The organism is Streptomyces sp. CNZ287 (assembly GCF_007827615.1).
The window spans coordinates 21,619-37,580 of record NZ_VISV01000022.1 but is presented as its reverse complement, the minus strand read 5'-3'; the positions used below and the strand labels follow the sequence as shown (position 1 = coordinate 37,580).

The 15,962-nt window shown below is 74.6% G+C and carries 17 protein-coding genes; 8 read left to right on the top strand and 9 right to left on the bottom strand.

What is annotated here, in order from left to right; translation table 11 throughout:
• Positions 1 to 73: 73 nt before the first annotated feature.
• Entirely contained in the window at positions 74 to 739 is a 666-nt protein-coding gene (locus FB457_RS30150; RefSeq protein ID WP_047016503.1) for a dihydrofolate reductase family protein, read from the top strand.
• On the opposite strand, the gene FB457_RS30145 is transcribed toward FB457_RS30150, so the two are convergent.
• The 5 genes from FB457_RS30145 to FB457_RS30125 form a co-directional block, all read right to left on the bottom strand.
• On the bottom strand, positions 715 to 1,437 hold the full coding sequence (locus FB457_RS30145; RefSeq protein ID WP_145783896.1) for a YoaK family protein: 723 nt from the start codon (positions 1,435 to 1,437) through the stop codon (positions 715 to 717). The genes FB457_RS30150 and FB457_RS30145 overlap by 25 nt on opposite strands.
• Entirely contained in the window at positions 1,434 to 1,808 is a 375-nt protein-coding gene (locus FB457_RS30140; RefSeq protein WP_486589193.1) for a GlcG/HbpS family heme-binding protein, read from the bottom strand. Before FB457_RS30140 ends, FB457_RS30145 begins: the two co-directional genes overlap by 4 nt.
• Entirely contained in the window at positions 1,742 to 2,251 is a 510-nt protein-coding gene (locus FB457_RS30135; protein WP_486589185.1) for an MFS transporter, read from the bottom strand. Before FB457_RS30135 ends, FB457_RS30140 begins: the two co-directional genes overlap by 67 nt.
• A 290-nt stretch (positions 2,252 to 2,541) precedes the next feature.
• A complete protein-coding gene (locus tag FB457_RS30130; protein ID WP_145783892.1) occupies positions 2,542 to 2,952 on the bottom strand; it encodes a Rid family hydrolase in 411 nt (136 codons plus the stop codon).
• Positions 2,953 to 3,058: 106 nt separating this feature from the next.
• Positions 3,059 to 4,708 (bottom strand): gamma-glutamyltransferase family protein, encoded by a 1,650-nt coding sequence (locus FB457_RS30125; protein ID WP_047016500.1) that lies wholly within the window; start codon positions 4,706 to 4,708, stop codon positions 3,059 to 3,061.
• Between the two features lie 290 nt (positions 4,709 to 4,998).
• On the opposite strand from FB457_RS30125, the gene FB457_RS30120 reads away from it, so the two are divergent.
• The 5 genes from FB457_RS30120 to FB457_RS30105 all read left to right on the top strand — a co-directional run bounded on the left by FB457_RS30120 (position 4,999) and on the right by FB457_RS30105 (position 8,856).
• A complete protein-coding gene (locus FB457_RS30120) occupies positions 4,999 to 5,958 on the top strand; it encodes a hypothetical protein (RefSeq protein WP_486589184.1) in 960 nt (319 codons plus the stop codon).
• Complete coding sequence (locus FB457_RS36550; RefSeq protein WP_486589183.1) at positions 5,949 to 6,470, top strand: hypothetical protein; 522 nt, start codon at positions 5,949 to 5,951, stop codon at positions 6,468 to 6,470. The genes FB457_RS30120 and FB457_RS36550 overlap by 10 nt, the downstream gene beginning before the upstream one ends.
• Positions 6,471 to 6,611: 141 nt before the next feature.
• The gene (locus tag FB457_RS30115) at positions 6,612 to 7,337 is read left to right on the top strand and encodes an iron-containing redox enzyme family protein (protein WP_145783890.1); all 726 of its coding nucleotides are present in this window, start codon (positions 6,612 to 6,614) and stop codon (positions 7,335 to 7,337) included.
• 92 nt (positions 7,338 to 7,429) lie between these two features.
• The gene (locus FB457_RS30110; protein WP_486589182.1) at positions 7,430 to 8,524 is read left to right on the top strand and encodes an NAD(P)/FAD-dependent oxidoreductase; all 1,095 of its coding nucleotides are present in this window, start codon (positions 7,430 to 7,432) and stop codon (positions 8,522 to 8,524) included.
• Positions 8,525 to 8,526: 2 nt separating this feature from the next.
• Positions 8,527 to 8,856 carry a Rieske (2Fe-2S) protein gene (locus tag FB457_RS30105; protein ID WP_047016498.1) on the top strand — a complete coding sequence of 110 codons (330 nt, stop codon included), beginning with the start codon at positions 8,527 to 8,529 and terminating at the stop codon, positions 8,854 to 8,856.
• Between the two features lie 91 nt (positions 8,857 to 8,947).
• On the opposite strand, the gene FB457_RS30100 is transcribed toward FB457_RS30105, so the two are convergent.
• The 3 genes from FB457_RS30100 to FB457_RS30090 form a co-directional block, all read right to left on the bottom strand.
• Complete coding sequence (locus FB457_RS30100) at positions 8,948 to 9,400, bottom strand: protein-tyrosine phosphatase family protein (RefSeq protein WP_047016497.1); 453 nt, start codon at positions 9,398 to 9,400, stop codon at positions 8,948 to 8,950.
• 75 nt (positions 9,401 to 9,475) lie between these two features.
• Positions 9,476 to 11,275 carry a bifunctional metallophosphatase/5'-nucleotidase gene (locus FB457_RS30095; protein WP_047016496.1) on the bottom strand — a complete coding sequence of 600 codons (1,800 nt, stop codon included), beginning with the start codon at positions 11,273 to 11,275 and terminating at the stop codon, positions 9,476 to 9,478.
• A 213-nt stretch (positions 11,276 to 11,488) separates the two neighbouring features.
• The gene (locus FB457_RS30090; RefSeq protein ID WP_145783889.1) at positions 11,489 to 12,433 is read right to left on the bottom strand and encodes a sigma-70 family RNA polymerase sigma factor; all 945 of its coding nucleotides are present in this window, start codon (positions 12,431 to 12,433) and stop codon (positions 11,489 to 11,491) included.
• 104 nt (positions 12,434 to 12,537) lie between these two features.
• Here FB457_RS30090 and FB457_RS30085 point away from each other — a divergent pair, with 104 nt between their 5' ends.
• Together FB457_RS30085 and FB457_RS30080 are read left to right on the top strand one after the other, a co-directional pair.
• Entirely contained in the window at positions 12,538 to 13,350 is an 813-nt protein-coding gene (locus FB457_RS30085; RefSeq protein WP_145783887.1) for an NAD(P)H-binding protein, read from the top strand.
• A 174-nt stretch (positions 13,351 to 13,524) separates the two neighbouring features.
• Entirely contained in the window at positions 13,525 to 14,355 is an 831-nt protein-coding gene (locus FB457_RS30080; RefSeq protein ID WP_173534850.1) for an SAM-dependent methyltransferase, read from the top strand.
• A 251-nt stretch (positions 14,356 to 14,606) separates the two neighbouring features.
• Here the strand turns inward: FB457_RS30080 and FB457_RS30075 are convergent, their stop codons facing one another.
• Complete coding sequence (locus FB457_RS30075; protein ID WP_047016493.1) at positions 14,607 to 15,860, bottom strand: ROK family transcriptional regulator; 1,254 nt, start codon at positions 15,858 to 15,860, stop codon at positions 14,607 to 14,609.
• Between the last annotated feature and the right edge of the window lie 102 nt (positions 15,861 to 15,962).

Here is a 15,962-nt window from a genome sequence, read left to right as displayed (position 1 = left end):
ATCAAGAATATTGATGTGATCTTCGATGTTCTGGCATTGGACGTCATCCCCCGGTCCCGGACATGCTCGCCCCATGGCCAACCTCAGATGTCACATCTCCCTCTCCCTCGACGGCTACGTCGCCGGACCGGACCAGAGCGTCGAGAACCCCCTGGGCGTGGGCGGAGAGGCCCTGCACGACTGGGTCGTGCCGCTCGCCGGCTGGCGCGAGGCGCACGGCGGCGAAGGCGGTGAGGTCAACGCCAGTTCGCAGGTCTTCGCGGAGACCGTCGAGAACATCGGCGCCGCCGTCATGGGCCGCGGCATGTTCGGGCCGATCGGCGGCGGGCCCTGGGCCGAGGACGAGCAGTGGAACGGCTGGTGGGGCGACGAGCCGCCGTACCACTACCCGGTGTTCGTCGTCACCCACCACCCGCGCCCGGCCGTCGAGATGGCCGGCGGGACCACGTTCCACTTCGTCACCGACGGCATCGAGTCCGCGCTCGCGCAGGCGAAGGAGGCGGCGGGCGGCAAGGACGTGATGCTGTGGGGCGGCGGCCGGATCGCCGGGCAGTATCTTTCGGCCGGCCTGCTCGACGTGCTCGAACTGCACGTCGTCCCCGTCCTCCTCGGCGGCGGCTCCCGCCTCCTCGACGGCGTGGACGTCAGCCGCGTCCGTCTGGAGCAGGTCCGCGCCGTCGAGGGGGAGGGGGTCACCCACCTCAAGTACCTGGTTCATCCCGTACGTACCGGCGGCTGACCCGGCCGTACGCACAGCGCCGTCGCCACCGGCAGCGGCACCGCCGCCGCCTTCGGCGCGTAGGCCAGGAGCACCCCGCCGAGCAGGCCCCCCACGAGCAGCGCCGCCAGGACCGCGGTGCGCAGGGCGGCGTGCCGGCGGTCGCCCTGCGTCAGGCCGGAGATGAGCGACGTCAGGGTGCCGGTGACGAACGTCGTCGTGATGCCCGCCCGGTCGAGCCCCCGGGCCGCCGCCGTCTGTACGCCCATCGCCGTCGCCGACGCGGCGATCAGCCCGGCGCCGGCGGCGGTGCCGGGGGCGGCGTCCGTCGCGACCCAGCCGGCGAGGAACACCGCGTGCAGCGCCAGCCCCGCGCCGAGCACCCGCGCGGAGCCGGCGGGGCGGGTGCGCAGCAGGCGGAAGCCCGCGAGCATGCCGAGGGCGAAGCCCGCGAACGAGGCGGTGCAGCGCAGGACGTCGCCGCGCAGCACCTCCTGCCACGACTCGTCGGACGTGGCCGCCATGCCGACGAGCACCAGGTTGCCCGTCATGTTCGCCGTGAACACCCCGCCCAGGCCCAGGAACGAGATCGCGTCCGTGATGCCCGCCGTGACGGTGAGCAGGATCAGGGCCGTGTCCGTGCGGAGGGTGGCTCCGCGCCCGCGGGAGACGGCCGCCGGGCGGGCCGCCGCCGTCGTTGTCGCCGCTGTCGTCGTCACGCCGCCCCGGTCGCCACCTTCCGCTCGAACGCCGCCAGCGCCGCCGCGCCGACCGCCTTGTCCTGGTCGCCGTTGCCGCCGCTCACCCCCACCGCGCCGACGACCTCGCCCTCGTACGCGATCGGGAACCCGCCCACGAACGCCGCGAAACGTCCCGGGTGCATGTGCTGGATCCCGAACGCCTCGTTCCCGGGCAGCGCCGGGCCCTTCGGCTCCTCGTTGAAGAGGTGCGTCGCCCGCTGGTGTCCCGCGGCCGTGAACGCCTTGGCGATGGCGATCTCCACGCCCGTGAGCCGCGCGCCCGTCATGCGGTGCAGGGCGATCGGGTGGGCGCCGTCGTCGGCGATGCAGATGGTCTGCCTGACGCCGATCCGCGCGGCCTCCGCCTCGGCGGCTTCCAGAGCAGCCCGCCGGTCGTCGGCCCGAGCGCCTGCCCGGCGCCGTTGGCCGCCGCCCACAGCGACAGCGCCCGCCCGCGCCGCCCCTCCCCGAGCACCTGCACCACCAGCACCATCACCACGGGCAGCACGGGCGCTGCGGCGAGTCCCTGGAGCATCCGGAAGGCCACGAGTACCGGCAGGCTCGGCGCCAGCGCGGCCCCGGCGGAGCCGGCCAGCACGCCGGTCATCGCCCAGCACAGGACGCGGCGGTGCCCGAACCGGTCGCCGAGCCAGCCGGAGACGGGCATGAGGGCGGCGAGGGTCACGGGGAAGGCGGTGGCGACGAGCACACCGCGGCTGAGGGGGGCGTCGAGGTCGGCGAGGATGGAGGTCATCGGGACGTTGACGACGGTGTTGGCCATCGTGGTGGTCACGGTGGCGGTCAGTAGGGGCAGCAGCCCCCACCGGCCGGCCCGCGAGCGGGCGGGCGCGGCCGTGGCGGCCGATACGGATCCGGGGGCGGACGCGGGCCCGGACACGGCGCCGGTCGCGGGTGCCGCCCCGGGTTCCGGGGCGGTCGCGGGGCCGGGCCCGGACGGGCCTCCGGGGACGGACTCGGGCCCGGCGGCCGACTCGGGGCCGCCTGCGGCCTCCGGCGCGTTCGCCGGCGTCGCCCCCGCGGGGCGCTTCCGTCCTTCCGCCCGGCGCCACGCGCGGACGGGCTTCATGGGCGTACGGCCGCCGTCAGTTCGACCTCCACCGGCGCCCCCGACGGCAGCGACCTGACCCCGATCGCCGACCGCACCGGCAGCCCCGCCGCGGGCGCGGCCCCGCGGAGCCCCGCGGTGGCGCCGTCCGCGACGGCCGACAGGTCGGTGAACCCGTCGGCGCACGCCACGTACACCGTCATCCGCAACAGCCGCCGCAGCCGCCCCACGTTGCCGTCCAGCGCGGCGACGATCGCCGCGACGGCGTTGCGCGCCGCGAGCCCGGCGGCGTCGAAGGCCACCGCGGGCGCGACGTCGCCGCCGACGAGGCCGGTGACGGTCAGCCGGCCGCCGACCCGCGGCGTCATCCCCGCGCTGAGCGCGAGCCCGCCGTCGACGACGGCGGCGCGGTAGTCCCCCTGCGGCACGGGCGCGGCGGTTCCGTTCCCGGTCCCGCCCGGCGCCCCCGATCCCGTACGACCCGACTCGCCGGCCTCCGGCGCCGCACCAGCGGCTCCCGGAACCGCATCCCCCTCAGACACCGAGCGCCACCCCGTCCTGCCGCGGGTCCGCGCCGCCCAGCAGGCAGCCCCGTTCCCGGTCCGCCGTGATCACCATCGCGCTGCCGCCCCCGCCCCACGGCCCCGCGTCGGTCACCGCGTGCCCGCGCTCCCGCAGCCCCGCCAGCACCTCCGCGCCCAGCCGCGACTCGCACCGCAGCTCCTCCGGCTGCCCGAGGACGTCCGCGTCGCTGCCCGGGTGGATGAAGAACCGCGGTGCCTCCACCGCCGCCTGCGGGTCCCTCCCGTGGTCCACCAGGTGCGAGATGAGCTGGGTGTTCCACTGCACCTGGCCGTCGCCGCCCGGGGTGTTCCCGACGTGCTCCAGTCCTCCCGCCGCGTCCGTGACGATCCACGCGTTCAGCGTGTGCAGCGGCCGGCGGCGCGGCCGGACCGCGTTGGGGTGGCCGGGTATGAGGTACGCGCCGCGGCCCAGGCGGTTGTTGAGCAGCACGCCGGTGCCGGGGAGCGTGACCTTGGAGCCGAAGGTGAACGCCAGCGAGTGGATGTAGCTCACCGCCCGCCCGTCCGCGTCCACGGCGGCCATCGACGTCGTGTCGCCGTCCGCGGGGCCCGCCGCGCCCGGCGGCGCCCCGCCGCGCGCGAGGCGTTCGCGCGCCGCCGCGACCGCGGCGGGCGTCAGCGTCTCCCGCCACACCTCGGTGTCGCTCGCGCAGCGCTCGACGCGGTCCGCGAAGGACAGCCGGGCCGCCGACGCCAGCAGGTGCACGGCGTCGGCGCCGAGCGGGGCGAGGGCGCCGAGGGTGCCGTCGCAGAGGGCGAGTTGCTGGAGGGCCATCCAGCCGGGGCTGGGGGGCGGGGTCTGGTGCACGGTACGGCCGCGGTAGGCGGTGCTGATCGCCGGCTGCGGTGCCACATCGCCGCAGAGCGCCCATTCCTCGCCGCTGAACGGCGCGCCCGCCGCGCGCAGGGCGGCCACCGCCCGCTCCGCGAACGCGCCGGTGTAGAAGGCGGCGGGGTCCGCGGCGAGGGTGCGTATCGTCGCGGCCAGGTCGGGCTGTGCGAGCCGGTGGCCGACGGCGGGCAGGCGACCGGCGGGCAGCAGGTTCCGCAGCGCGTCGGGGTCGGCGGCGAGGAACTGCCGGACCTCCGCGATGTCGCCCCGGGTCTTCGCGGTGCAGGGCAGGCCGCCCTCGGCGGCGCGGGCGGCGGGGTCCCACAACTCGGCGAGTTCGCGGGTGGCGCCGGTGGCGTGCAGGGCGGCGAGGGCGGCGGGCGCGCCGGGTACGGCGACGGAGAGCGGTCCGGCGAGCGGCACGGCGTCGTGGCCCTGGGCGGCGTAGAAGTCGAGGTCCCCGCCGTCCGGACCGTAGCCGCTGCCGCAGACCGTCCACACCCGGCCGTCCGGCTCCCGTACGACGGCGAAGGCGTCGCCGCCGACGCCGCACTGGCCGGGCAGCGCGAGCCACGACATGGCGGCCATCGCCAGCGCCGCGTCCACGGCGTTGCCCCCGTCGCGCAGCACGGCGGCGCCGGCGAAGGTCACGGCGGGGTGCGCGCTCGCGGCCATGCCGCCGGCGGAGAGCACGGGGGTACGCGGCGGGCGCCGCTGCTCAGGCTGCTGCTGGACGGACGGCTGCTGCGACTCGTACGACTCGGCCATACGGCGAGTATCCGCCCGGCCGATCCGAAGATCCATGTGCAATCTGCCCCCGGATCCGGCGACCGCCTTGTGCGTACCGCACATGCGGGACCCCCGGCAACGGCCGGGACCCCGCCGGGAAACGACGCGGAAACTCCGGGGTCTTCCCGCCCGCACAGTGCACAAATAATGTGCCGGACAATGTGCACCCTCCCCCTGTGGCCTGGCAGAAACGGTCGCCAGAGTGCCGCACAACCATCGGACTTCGGTAGTCCGGCAGCAGTGCCGGGCGCCGGGTAGGGAGTGCGGACGTGGAGCTCACTGCTGCGCACTGGACGTATCTCGCGGGGGTTGTCGTCATCATCGGCGTGATGGTCGCGCGGCGGAATGTCGTCGTTCCCGCGGTCGTCGCGACCTTTTTCACGGCCTGGTTCTACAGCGGCAGCCTCGTCAAAGGGCTGGCCGCGATCTTCTCCGCGAGCCTCACCGCGGCCGGGGAGCTTTTCAGCATCTTCCTCATCATCGCCCTCATCACCGCGCTGCTCGGCGCGATGCGCGCGATGGGTGCGGAGCGGCGCATGGTGGTGCCGTTCCGGGCGCTGATGCGCAACGGGCGGATGGCGTTCGTGGCCCTCGCCGGCGTCACGTACGTCATCAGCCTCTTCTTCTGGCCGACGCCCGCCGTGCCGCTGATCGGCGCGATCCTGCTGCCCGCGGCGATCCGGGCCGGGCTGCCCGCGATCAGCGCGGCGGCGGCCATCGCCATCGCGGGGCAGGGCATGGCGCTCTCCAGCGACTACGTGATCCAGGTGGCGCCGGGGCTGTCCGCGAAGGCGGCGGGCGTGGAGACCTCCGCGGTCGCGGACCGGGCGATGGTGCTGTCGGTGATCACCGGGGTGGTGGCGCTGACGCTGGTGTACCTGAAGGGGCGGCGCTCCTTCGGCACGGTCAGCGAGGAGCACCGAGTGCGCTGGGAGGCCGAGGCGGAGGCGCTGTCGGCGGACGGCGGGGGAGTGTCCCTCGGCGGTACGGAGGCGGGGCGCACGGCGCGTACGGCGGCGGCGTCCGGCGGTTCCGCGGGGGCGGCGACGAAGCTGCTCAGCCCGCCGGGGGCGCGGGCCCGGGCGGCAGCGGAACCGATTCTGCTACGGACCCGGGCGCCGCCTCGGGCCCCGGCAGCGGCGCCGGCTCAGGCCCCGACGCCGACTCCGGCGGCACCCCCGGCGAACCCGTACGCCGCTCCCGCGCGTTCGCCCTCATCGTGCCGCTGACCTTCGCCGCGGACCACGTCGTCGACGGGCTGGTCTTCGCGTTCAAGGCGATGGGCGTCGTCGTCCCCATCGCCGGCTTCTTCTTCCTCGGCAACGTCGACTTCATCACCGAGATCACCGGCGTGCAGGACGACAAGCCGCCGGCACTCCTCTTCGACCTCGTCACCGCCGTCGACCAGTACATCCCCGATATCGGCTTCATCGTGGCGTTCGCCATCCTCATCATCGGCATGATCACAGGACTGGAGGGGTCGGGCTTCGCCGGCCTGCCGCTGACCGGCTCGCTCTCCGGCTCCCTCGGCCCGGCCGCGGACGTCGACCCGGCGACGCTCGCCGCCGTGGGGCAGACGGGCTCGGTGTGGACCGGCGGCGGCGTGCTCATCGCGTGGTCGTCGCTGCTGGCGGTCGCGGGGGTGGCGCGGGTGCCGGTGCAGGAGGTCGTCCGGCACTGCTTCGTGCCGGTCGTCGCCGGCCTGGTGACGGCCACGGCGCTGGCGACCGTCCTCTTCTGACGCCCGCCCGCACCCGCACCCGCACCCGTACCCGGCACTGTGCACAGAGATTCCGCACACGCCTGTGCACAAACACCATCCTCGACTCCCCCGCACGCTCCCTACTTTGGTGACACACGGACCGCGGAAAGGACGCAGCAGATGACGGAACTGCTCTCTAGAGACGAATTCCGCAGCGCGCTCGAAGAGGCCATCAAGGGCCGCGAGGCGAAGAACGCCTCCTTCAGCACCGCGTGGGCGGAAGGGCAGCTCAAGCGCGAGCACTTCGCCCGCTGGGCGGAGAACCACTACCACTACGTCGGCCCGTTCGCCGACTACCTGGGGTACATCTACGGAAACACCCCGGACGAATTCACGGGCGCCAAGGACTTCACGCTCCAGAACATGTACGAGGAGGAGCTGGCGGACATCCGCCACACCGACCTCCTCATCCGCTTCGCGGAGGCGTGCGGCACCACCAAGGAGCGCATCGAGGACCCCTCGAACATGAACCCCGTCACCCGCGGCCTGCAGTCCTGGTGCTACGCGGTCGCCATGCGCGAGCACTTCGTGGTCGCCACCGCCGCGCTCGTCGTGGGCCTGGAGTCGCAGGTGTCGAGCATCTACAAGAAGCAGATCGTGCCGCTGCGGGAATCGTACGGATTCACCGAGGACGAGATCGAGTTCTTCGATCTGCACATCACCTCGGACGTGGTGCACGGCGAGCGCGGATACCAGATCGTGCTCGACCACGCCGACACCCCGCGGCTCCAGCAGCGGTGTCTGCAATTCGTCCGCTGGGGCGCGGAGATGCGTTACTCGTACACCCAGGCGCTCTACGACCACTACGTCAGGCCGGACCTGGAGCGGGCCGCGGCCGCCGCCTGAAAGGACCGCGGGCCGGCAGACGGCGGCGGCCGGACGCGACATTCCGGCCGCCGCCGTCTCTTCATATCCGGAGGAGCACAGCACATGTCCGAATGGACGCGGGTCGCCGACCTCACCGACGTGAGCCGGCGCAGAAAGAAGCTGGTGCCGTCGAACTGCGCCTCGGCACCGCCGCCTGCCGCATCGACACCGCCGCCGGCGCCGTGGAGCTGGCCGACGGCACGGCCGTCCCGGGCGACCGGTTCCTCCTCGCCACCGGCGCGAGCGCCCGGCGGCTGCCGGGCGTGGCGGAGGACGACGAGCGGATCATCCACCTCCGCGGGCTGTGCGACGCGCTGCGGCTGCGCTCGCTGCTGCGCCCCGGCGGCCGGCTGGTGATCGTCGGCGCGGGCTTCGTCGGCTCGGAGGTGGCCTCGACGGCGCTGGCGCGCGGGGTGCGGCCGGTCGTCATCGAGCAGGCCGCGGTGGTGCAGGCGCGGGTCCTGGGCGAGGAGATGGGCCGCTTCTGCGCGGACGTCCAGCGCGCCGCGGGAGTGGAACTGCACACCGGCGAGACCGTCGCGTCGGTACGGACCGGGCCGCAGGGCGTCGTCGTCACCACGGAGTCCGGGCTGCGGGTCGAGGGGGACGCGGTGGTCGTCGCGGTCGGCGCGGTCCCCAACACGGCGGTCGCGCGGGCCTCGGGGGTCGCGGTGGAGAACGGCGTCCTCGTCGACGAGCACTGCCGCACCAGCGTCCCGGGCATCTTCGCCGCGGGCGACGTGGCCAACCACCGGCACCCGCTGTACGGGCGGTGGGTGCGGGTCGAGCACTTCGACAACGCGAACAGGCAGGGGATGGTGGCCGCGAAGAACATCCTGGGCCGCACGGCGGTGCACGGGGAGCCGCACTGGTTCTGGTCGGACCAGTTCGGCCTCAACCTCCAGCACGCGGGGCACGCGCGGGCGTGGGACCGGCTGGTGGTCCGCGGCTCGGTGGCCGAGCGCGACTTCACGGCGTTCTACCTCGAAGAGGGCGTGCTGCGGGCGGTGTTCGCGGCGGAGCGCGGCGGGGACGTGATGGCGGCGAAGGAGCTGATCGCCCGCGAGGCCGCGCCGGACCCGGCGAAGCTGGCGGACGAGGACGTGGACCTGGCGGAGCTGGCGGAAGAGGCGGCGGCGGAGCCGGCGCCGGCGGGAGGGAACTGACGATGCCCGACACCGGGAACACGACGTACGTCCGGGTCGCCCGCTCCGGCCAGGTCCCGGAGGGAGTGGTGCGCCGCTTCTTCGTCGGCGACACCGAACTGGCGGTCTCCCGCTTCGAGGGCGAGGTCTACGCGAGCGCCAACTACTGCACGCACCTCGCCTGCCACCTGTCCTCCGGCAAGGTCACGGAGGACGGGCTGCTGTGCTCGTGCCACGGCAGCGTCTTCGACTTCGCCACGGGGGAGCCGCTCTCGCCGCCGGCGGTGAAGCCGATCAAGGTGTACGAGGTACGGGAGGAGAACGGGGAGATCCTGGTGGCGGGGCTGGAGTAGGAGGAGCGGCGGCGGCCGGTCCGGGCGGAGCCGCGGACGCGGGCGGGCCGGAGGCGACCGTGCGCCGCTGTCCGGCCGGCGTGCCGCGGCGCTAACGGGCCGACGCGCCGCGGCCCTCCGGGAAGCGGCTGACGTAGCGGCGCTGCCACGGGGTCTCCACGGCGCGGCGGTTGTAGTGCTCCCGTACGTACGCCACCGCGCGGCCCGCCGGGACGCCGTCCAGCACCGCGAGGCAGGCCAGCGCCGTTCCCGTACGGCCCACCCCGCCGCCGCAGGCGACCTCCACCCGCTCCCGCTCCGCCCGCTCCCACGCCTCCCGCAGCGCCGCCTCCGCCGCGCCGCGGTCGGCCGGCAGCCGGAAGTCGGGCCACCGGACCCAGCGGCTCTCCCAGGCCGTCTCCGGCGCGGGACGGCCCAGCAGGTACACCCCCAGGTCCGGGTCCGGGCCCGCCGGCGCGGGCTTGCGCAGCCCGCGCCCGCGCACGTACCGGCCGGAGGGCAGCCGCATCACTCCGGCCCCGGTGGGCTCCCACGTCTCGCTCATACCGCCGAGCGTAGCCGCGGGAGCCCGTCCGCCAGGGGCGTACGCCCTGCCGACCGGCCCTTACCGCCCGGCTCCTTACTGCCTCACGGCGATGCGCGCCGGCGACGGCGGCGCCAGCGGGGCCTCGGGCGAGCTGGCGTTCTGCAGGTGCGTGACGAGGGACGCGGTGTCCGTCATGTCGCCGCCCTGCCGGTCCGTACCGTCCTTGAACGCCGTGAACCCGTCGCCGCCCTCGCCGAGGAACTCGCTGACGGTGACCCGGTATTCCCGGTCGGCCACGACCGGTTCGCCCCCGACCCGTACGCTCGCCGCGTCGAGCCGTGCCCCGCCCTCGCGGCGCAGATCCACCGCGTACGACAGCTCCGCCGACGGCTGGAGGAACCGGGGGCTCCTCTCGTTGGCGCCGGAGAAGCCGTTCCGCAGCGCCTCGACCACCTGCTCGCCGGTGAGCGTCATCGTCACGATCGCGGACTCGAACGGCGAGACGCGGAACGCCTCGGCGTACGTCACCACCCCGTCGCCCTCGTCGCCGGACGACCGGTACGTGAGGTCCCCGCGGATCCCGCCCGGCTGGACGAAGCCGATCTCCGCGCCGTTGCCGCGGGTGGCTTCCGCCAGCCCGTCGGCGATCACGCCGCCGAGCGGCCGTTCCGGCGCGGACGAGCCGCGGCCCGGCAGGTCGGCCGTGAGGTAGCCGACGGGCTTGTTCTCCAGCTCGGCGGAGCGCTCGCGCCAGGTGCTGATGAGCTTCGCCATCGCCGGGTCCTGCGGGGCGGAGGTGAGGACGGGGTGGTTGGCGGCCTCCACGGTGCCGCGGAGCACGTCGCCGGTCCCGGGGTCGAGGGCGAAGCGCAGGTCGGTGTACGTACGGCCGAAGGACGCGGCCTGCGTGACGACGCGCGGATTGCCGGCGGGGTCGGCGACGGTGCACACGTACGGCTCGTGCGAGTGCCCGCTGAGGACCACGTCGACGTCCGGCGCGAACGACTCGGCGAGCTTCCGGATCGGCTGCCCCGGCTTCGCGGCGGGCCCGCCCTCGTCGCAGTCCTCGTTGTACGGGATGCTCCCGCCGTGGTCGCCGCCCTCGTGGAGGACGACGGTCTGGGCGGTGACGCCCTTGTCGGTCAGCTCGCGGGAGTAGCGGTCGACGGTCTCGACCTCGTCGTGGAACTCCACGTCGCGGATGCGCGCGGCGGAGATCGCGTCGGGCGCGTTCTCGGTGATCAGCCCGATGAAGCCGATGCGCTGGCCGCCGGGCAGGGTCTTGATCGAGTACGGCGGCAGCAGCGGCTCGGTGCTGCCCTTGCGGGTGACGTTGGCGGCGAGGTACGGGAAGTCCGCGCCGTCGTACGGCTCGTTCGGCACGGCGCAGCCGTCGGCGGGGTGGCAGCCGCCGTGCGCGATGCGGAGGAGTTCCCGGGGGCCCTCGTCGAACTCGTGGTTGCCGACGGACGCGACGTCGAGGCCGAGTTCCTCCAGGGCGTCGATGGTCGGCTCGTCGTGGAAGTTGGCGGAGAGCAGCGGGCTGCCGCCGATGAGGTCGCCGGCGCCCACGGTGAGGGAGTTGGGCTGCCCCTCGCGGGCGTCCTTGAGGAGCGCGGCGAGCCCGGCGACGCCGCCGGCCTGGGTGCGTACCACGTCGCCGGAGTCGGTGACCCGGGAGACGGTGCCGGCGGGGCCGTCGACGGGGTCGAGGTTGCCGTGCAGGTCGTTGAGGGCGAGGAGTTGGACGGGCACGGGGCGCTGCCGGGCGGCCGGCTCGGTGGCTGCGGAAGGCCCGGTCCAGGAGAGCAGGGAGAGCCCCAGGACCGCGGCGGCGCCGGCGGCCAGCGTGCGGCGGCGCGGGACCGCCGGGCGGGCTTTCATGATCAACATGGCGCACACCGTAGGGCGGTGCCGAGTGCCGGCGGGGCCGGTGGGCGGGCTGCCACCCGGGGGAGGGGCGAGCTTCACCCGTTGGGGGGGCGGGTGTGGGGGCGGGCCGCGGGCGCGCGCCGGGAGTGACGCGGCTCCGCCCCCCGCCGGGGGTGGTGCGGCCTCCCGCCCCGCGCGCCGGTGGCGACCCCGGAGGCAACCCGCGGCCCGCGCTCACCCCTCCAGCACGCCCAGCTCCACGTCCCGCAGCCGGTCCGCGTCCGCGATGACGTCTATCTCCGTGATCAGCCCGTCCGCCACCGTGAAGCGCAGCAGCAGCCGCATCCGCCCCAGCGGCGCCATGACGAGGCCCACGCCGCCGTCGATCAGCGCGGGACCGGTGAACTGAGCCCGGCCCGCGGCGGCCATCGCACCCTGCGCCACCGGCGTCGCGCCGCGCACCTCGACCGGCTCCGGCGTGGGGATCGCCGCGCGGTCGGCCCGTAGGACCACGTCGGGGTGGAGCAGGGACACGAGCGCCTCGAAGTCCCCGCCGCGCGTCGCGGCCAGGAACGCGTCCACGACCCGCCGCCTGCGCCGCAGGTCCTCCCCCGGCGCGGCGGGGGGCGCCGCCCTGCCCCGTACGCGCCGGCGGGCGCGGCTCGCGAGCTGGCGGGCGGCGGCGGGGGTGCGCTCCAGCATCGGCCCGATCTCGTCGAAGGGGACGGCGAACATGTCGTGCAGCACGAACGCGAGCCGCTCCGCGGGCGCCAGCGTGTCCAGGACGACGAGCAGCGCGACGCCCACGGAGTCGGCGAGCAGCGCCTCCTCCTCGGGGTCGCGGGGTCCGGGGGCGCGCTCGGAGGCGGGGTCCCGGGTTTCCGGGGCGGCGGCGCCCTCGTACGCGTACTCCAGCGGCTCCTCCCGCCGGAACCTGCGCGACCGCAGCATGTTCAGGCAGATGCGCGACACGACGGTGACGAGCCAGGCGGCCAGGTCCTCGATCGCGTCGGCGTCGGACCGGCTCAGTCGCAGCCAGGTCTCCTGCACGGCGTCGTCGGCCTCCGCGGCCGACCCCAGCATCCGGTACGCCACGGCCCGCAGCCGGCTCCGCTCCGCCTCGAAGCGCTCGGCCAGACGCTCGGCCGGATGCCCCTCGGGACACTTCTGCTCGTCCATCCGTCACATCCCTCACTCGCGGGGGGTCCCTGCAGTAGACCCCATCCGACCTGCGGGTTGTGATCGGGGGGCACGCGTACGACAGCGAACCACCTGGAGTGATCATGACGTCAGCCATTCTGCTCACCGGCGGCACCGGCACCCTCGGCCGGCTCGTCGCACCCCGGCTGCTCGCCTCGGGCGCCACGCTGCGGATCCTGAGCCGGCAGCCGCAGCCGGCCGGTGCCGCGGCCGGTGGCGCGCCCGGTGAGGGCGTCGAGTACGTCACGGGCGACCTCACCACCGGGGAGGGCGCGGCGGCGGCGGTCGCGGGCGCGGACGTGATCGTCCACTGCGCGGGCACCTCCAAGGGCGACGACGTGAAGACCCGGCACCTGGTCGACGCCGCCGCCGCCGCGGGGAACGCGCACCTCGTCTACATCTCCGTCGTCGGCGCCGACCGCACCCCGGTCGTCAGCGGCCTCGACCGCGCGATGTTCGGCTACGTGGCCGCGAAGCGGGCTTCCGAGGAGATCGTCGCCGGTTCCGGCCTGCCGTGGACGACGCTGCGCGCCACCCAGTTCCACGAGCTGACGCTGACGACGGCCCGTGCGCTGGCCCGTATGCCGGTGCTCCCGGCCCCCTCCGGCTTCCGCATCCAGCCGATCGCCGCGGTGGAGGTCGCCGGCCGCCTGGCGGAACTGGCGCTCGCGGAGCCCGCGGGGCTGGTGGCGGAGATGGGCGGCCCGCGCACGTACGACATGAAGGACCTCCTCCGCGGCTACCTGAAGGCCACGGGCAGGCGCCGCCCGGTCATGCCGATGCGCATCCCGGGGGAGGCGGCGGCGGCGTTCCGCGCGGGCGCCAACCTGACTCCCGGCCACGCGGTGGGGCAGCAGACGTGGGAGGAGTTCCTGGCGGCGACGGCGGTGGGCTGACGGGGAGCCGGGACGACGTGTCTGTCGTCGGGAAGGAGCAGAGAAGGAGCCGAGGAGCAACGGGACACGCGGACTTCAGCCGCACGGCGGATTGTCGCCCGGGGCCGCCACTATCTTGGGCGGCTACCGGTGACACTGGTGAGGTGGGTAGCACCGGCGGCTAGGAGGCGGTTCATGTACCGAGGCGAGGACCCTCGTCAGGTGATCGACAACACGGTCCCGCACTCCGCGAGAGTGTGGAACTACCTCCTCGGCGGCAAGGACCACTACGAGGCCGACCGCAGAGCGGCCGACGCGTACAAGGAGACCTTCCCCCAGATCACCGACATCGCGCGCACCGACCGCGCGTTCCTGGGCCGCGCCGTGCACTACCTGGCCGCGGAGGCCGGCATCCGCCAGTTCCTCGACATCGGTACCGGGCTGCCGACGATGAACAACACGCACGAGGTCGCGCAGCGGGCGGCGCCGAGCGCGCGCATCGTCTACGTGGACAACGACCCGATGGTCCTCACCCACGCCCGCGCCCTGCTCACCTCCACCCCGGAGGGCTCCTGCGACTACATCCACGCCGACCTCCGCAACCCCGAGGCGATCGTCGCGGGCGCGGCGGACACCCTGGACTTCACCCGCCCGGTGGCGCTCACGCTGCTGGGCATCCTGCACTTCCTGCGCGACTACGACGAGGCCCGGAGGGTCGTCCGCCGGTTGCTGGAAGCGGTCCCGCAGGGCAGCTACCTGGCCGTCACCCACGCGACGCTGGACCCGTCACTGGGCGGCACGGAGGTGGCCGCCATGAACCGGCGGGCCCAGGACCAGTACAACGCGTCGGCGGCGGTACCGCTGACGCCGCGGACGCGGGAGGAGATCGAGGGGTTCTTCGAGGGGCTGGAGCTGATCGGGCCCGGGGTGGTGTCGATGAGCAGGTGGCGGCCGGAACCGGAGGAGACCGCGGAGGGAACACCGCCGCCGGTGTTCGGGTATTGCGGGGTGGGCCGGAAGGGGTAGGGGGTGGCTCCCCTCACGCCCGCCCAAGGGTATGCGCCCGGTGTGACAACGCGGGGGCGGCAGGGCGCTGAGCTGGTACGTCGTGTCTGTGCGGGCCCGGTGCGGGGGTACGGTGTCGGGCCGGCCGCGCTTCGCCAGGGGAGCCGGCGTACGGGGTACGGCGTCGGGGAGTGCGGCGAGTTCGTCTCACCGGCCTCGTCGGCGGCGGAGCCCGCGCCCGCGTCCGTACGCCGCGATCGGCGACCCGGTGCTCAACCCCCCACCCCCGCCAGCGCCATGTCCACCTGCCTCGGCGACAGCGCATGCTCGATCGCCAGAATCCCGGCCCCGATCGCCGCCGCGTTCTCCCCCGTCCTGCTCGGCTCGATCCGCAGCACATGCGTCGCCAGCGGGTGCGACCTCCGGTACACCGCCTCCCTCACCCCCGCGAGCAACTGGTCGTGCACCGCCGCCAGGGCGCCGCCCACCACCACCGTCTCCGGGTTGAAGAAGTTCACGAGACCCGCGAGGACCTCCCCGACCGCGCGGCCCGCCTCGCGGACCATGCGGACCGCCTCGCGGTTGCCCTCCTTCACCAGGCGGACCACGTCCAGGCCCGCCGACGCCTCCAGGCCCAGCTCCCGGAGGCGGACCGCCAGGGCCGCGCCGCCCGCGATGGCCTCCAGACACCCCGAGTTGCCGCAGCGGCACAGCTCCTCGCGTTCGCCTACGCGGATGTGGCCGATGTCGCCCGCCGAGCCCTGCGCGCCCCGGTGCAGCCGGCCGTCGGCGATGATGCCGCAGCCGATGCCCGTGCCCACCTTCAGGTACAGCAGGTACGACGTGTCCGGGAAGGCGCGGCGCTGTTCCGCCAGGGCCATGACGTTCACGTCGTTGTCCACCAGCGCGCGGACGCCGAAGCGCTCGTCGAAGAACTCCGGGATCGGGAACTGGTGCCACCCCGGCATGATCGGCGGGTCCACCGGGCGCCCGGTGGAGAACTCCACCGGGCCCGGCACGCCCGCGCCGATGGAGCGGAGCGTCTTGGGGTCCCGGCCGGCCTCCTCCAGGAGCCGCTGCATGGTCCGTTCGACGTGGCCGAGAACGGCCTCCGGGCCGTCCGCGATCGTCAGCGGGTCCTCGCGGACCGCGAGCAGCGTGCCGCCGATGTCCAGCAGCGCGACCCGGCAGTGCGAGGCGCCCAGGTCGACGCCGGCGACGGCGTGTTCTCGCGTGCGCAGGGAGAGGCGGCGCGGGGGGCGGCCGCCGGTGGAGCCGGCTTCCGCGTCCTCGTCGACGAAGCCGTGCGCGATCAGCGCGTCGACCCGCTGGGAGACGGTGGAGCGGGCGAGGCCCGTGAGCCGGGCTATCTCGGCGCGGGTGGCGGCGGCGCCGGAGCTGATCAGTGCCAGCACCTCGCCGGGGGACTGGCCCGCGGGCGGGCTGTACGGCGGGGCGCCGGGCGGCGTCCCGGGCGTGCCGGGGGGCGGCGTGCCGGAGGCCGACGGCCGCGGCGGTGGCGGCATCGGCGAGGAAGACGAAGAAGCGGCTGTCACATCGACCACCTTAGAGACCGCCAAGAGCACCAACAAGACCTTCTTTGTTCGACATTCGGCCAAAGTCTTTGC

Bases quoted from the DNA above. Each gene is read 5' to 3' on its own strand.
- FB457_RS30075 (WP_047016493.1), bottom strand. From the start codon at position 15,860: ATGCCGCCACCGCCGCGGCCGTCGGCCTCCGGCACGCCGCCCCCCGGC.
- FB457_RS30100 (WP_047016497.1), bottom strand. From the start codon at position 9,400: ATGAGCGAGACGTGGGAGCCCACCGGGGCCGGAGTGATGCGGCTGCCC.
- FB457_RS30105 (WP_047016498.1), top strand. From the start codon at position 8,527: ATGCCCGACACCGGGAACACGACGTACGTCCGGGTCGCCCGCTCCGGC.
- FB457_RS30085 (WP_145783887.1), top strand. From the start codon at position 12,538: ATGACGTCAGCCATTCTGCTCACCGGCGGCACCGGCACCCTCGGCCGG.
- FB457_RS30150 (WP_047016503.1), top strand. From the start codon at position 74: ATGGCCAACCTCAGATGTCACATCTCCCTCTCCCTCGACGGCTACGTC.
- FB457_RS30115 (WP_145783890.1), top strand. From the start codon at position 6,612: ATGACGGAACTGCTCTCTAGAGACGAATTCCGCAGCGCGCTCGAAGAG.
- FB457_RS30080 (WP_173534850.1), top strand. From the start codon at position 13,525: ATGTACCGAGGCGAGGACCCTCGTCAGGTGATCGACAACACGGTCCCG.
- FB457_RS30110 (WP_486589182.1), top strand. From the start codon at position 7,430: ATGGACGCGGGTCGCCGACCTCACCGACGTGAGCCGGCGCAGAAAGAA.
- FB457_RS30125 (WP_047016500.1), bottom strand. From the start codon at position 4,708: ATGGCCGAGTCGTACGAGTCGCAGCAGCCGTCCGTCCAGCAGCAGCCT.
- FB457_RS30090 (WP_145783889.1), bottom strand. From the start codon at position 12,433: ATGGACGAGCAGAAGTGTCCCGAGGGGCATCCGGCCGAGCGTCTGGCC.
- FB457_RS30095 (WP_047016496.1), bottom strand. From the start codon at position 11,275: ATGTTGATCATGAAAGCCCGCCCGGCGGTCCCGCGCCGCCGCACGCTG.